Origin of the sequence: Flavobacterium collinsii (genome assembly GCF_902804485.1) — a bacterium.
GTDB lineage: Bacteria > Bacteroidota > Bacteroidia > Flavobacteriales > Flavobacteriaceae > Flavobacterium > Flavobacterium collinsii.
In genome coordinates, this window is record NZ_CADCST010000040.1 from 1 (window position 1) to 2487 (window position 2487).

General features: G+C 36.2%; 2 protein-coding genes. Both read left to right on the forward strand.

The window, feature by feature from the left end; genetic code table 11:
* The coding region (locus FLA105534_RS00475) for a non-ribosomal peptide synthetase (RefSeq protein ID WP_173964090.1) at window positions 1-1816 on the forward strand (1816 nt) is incomplete at its 5' end.
* A partial coding sequence (locus FLA105534_RS00480) for a phosphopantetheine-binding protein (protein WP_173964091.1) occupies window positions 1723-2487 on the forward strand: 765 nt, incomplete at its 3' end. The genes FLA105534_RS00475 and FLA105534_RS00480, both read left to right, overlap by 94 nt.

The window sequence follows — 2487 nt, forward strand, 5'->3', positions numbered from 1 at the left end:
AAAAGAAACTACACTTGGTAGTTATGATCATCAATTGGCTCCATTTGAGAAAGTAGTAGACCGTGTGGTCACTACCCGTGATATGAGCATGAGTCCATTATTTCAGGTGATGTTTGTATTGCAGAACACATCTGAATCCTCAGTAGAAACAGAAAAAAAAATAAAAGATATTACGCTCTCTGGTTATGAATTTGAGGCCTTCAATTCGAAATTTGATTTGATATTGAATGTTTCGGAAGGTAATAACGGTATTACTTTAAATATAGGATATTGCACCGTTTTGTTTGACAAGACTACTATTGATCGCATGATGTTACATTACAAGGAATTATTGGTCAGTATTGTGAGTGATATCACCAGACCAATAAGCATTCTTCCGATGTTAACAGTAAATGAAGAATACCAATTATTGGATGTTTTCAATGATACGACAGTTGCTTATCCAAAAAACAAGACACTGATTGATTTGTTCGAAGAACAGGTGAAGAAAACTCCTGATGCCATAGCTGTGGTTTACGGAGGAGAAGCATTAAGTTATAAGGAGTTAAATGAGAAGTCGAATCAACTGGGGCATTATTTAATTGAGCAGGGCGTTGAGCCGGATACTTTGGTAGGTATTTGTCTGGACCGTAGTCTGGAGATGCTTATAGGTATCTTGGGTATTTTAAAATCAGGGGGGGCTTATGTGCCTGTTGATCCTGATTATCCATCGGATCGTATTGCTTATATGTTTGATGATACAGAATTGAGACTGGTATTAACTAGTAGAGAGACCTATAAAATATTAAAAGAATTTACAGCTATTAATTTTGTGCTACTGGATAAACATTGGGATATAATTTCAGGATATTCGAGACAAGATTTAAGCAGAGCATTATCATCAGATCATTTGGCCTATGTTATCTATACTTCAGGGAGTACAGGAAGACCTAAAGGAGTAATGATTGAACATAAAAATATTGTAAATTTCATTGTTTCTCAGGTTAAGACATTTAATGTTGATTCGAGTGATGTTATTTTGCAGTTTTCAAACTTTGCATTTGATGCCTCTGTTGAACAAATTTTTATAGCGTTATGTAGCGGTAGTAAATTGGTTTTAATAAGCAAAGAAAAAATACTTGATACAGACAATTTTCTTAATTTTCTTGATGACCAAAAAATAACACATTTTCATACTACTCCGAGTATGTTAAACACCTTAGTTCCAAGAGTAGATTTAAAATTCTTGAAAAGAGTAATTGTTGGAGGGGAAATTTGTAATAAAGATTTAATACTAAGCTGGAATAAGGATTATGAATTTTATAATAAATACGGGCCAACAGAAGCAACAATAACATCTACTATATCTTTTTATGATAAGTGTGTTTGTAATTTTGAAGTTAGTATAGGGACTCCTGTAAACAATACTCGAATCTATATTTTAGATTCACAAATGAGCTTATTACCTATTGGTGTAGTTGGTGAGCTATGTATAAGTGGAGCAGGGGTTGCTCGTGGTTATTTAAATCAGGAGGAATTAACCCGAGAGAAGTTTATAGAGAATCCATTTAAAGAGGGCGATAGAATTTATAAGACCGGAGATTTAGCACGTTGGCTCCCTGATGGTAATCTGGAGTTTATTGGCAGAAAGGATAATCAGGTTAAAATCCGTGGTTATCGAATAGAGCTTGGTGAAATCGAGAATGTATTGTCATCGGTACTGGAATCATTCATTGTTGTGTATTGGCCAAAGAGGATTCAAATGATACCAAACGTTTGGTTGGTTATGTTGTTGTTGAAGGTAAGCTGGACAGGGCCGCTTTGCAGGAACAGTTGAAATTAAGTTTACCGGAGTATATGGTTCCTATGATTTGGGTTGAGTTGGCAGAGCTGCCGTTAACGTCAAATGGAAAACTGGACAGAAAAGCTTTGCCGAATCCTGATAGTTCAGATTTGTCTACGAAAGAATATGTTGCTCCACGGACAGAGACAGAACAACAATTGGCTCAAATCTGGGAGAATTTGTTGGGAGTAGAGAAGGTTGGAGTTCATGATAACTTTTTTGAGTTGGGGGGTCATAGTCTACTGGCTACCCGATTGGTATCGATTATTCGTAAAAAGCTTTCCATAGAAATATCTATCAGGGAAGTCTTTGAGTATACTACTATCTCAGCTTTAGCGGTACATGTATCGATTCAATCAGAGGGAGTGTTACTACCGACTATTGCTGTTCAGGAAAAAGAAGATCGGATTCCTTTGTCTTTCAGTCAGGAGCGACTTTGGTTTTTGGATCAGTTACAGGGTAGTTTAGAATATCACATGCCTATTGCACTTCGTTTGGAAGGGGTGTTAGACGCATCGATATTAGAACAAACGCTTCAAAGTATTGTATCTCGTCATGAGGTTTTACGTACTATTCTGTTATCAGAAGATGGTATAGGGTATCAGGAAGTCATAAGTGAAAAGGAGTGGATCCTTGATCAGGTTGTAATAAGAGATGTATCATTA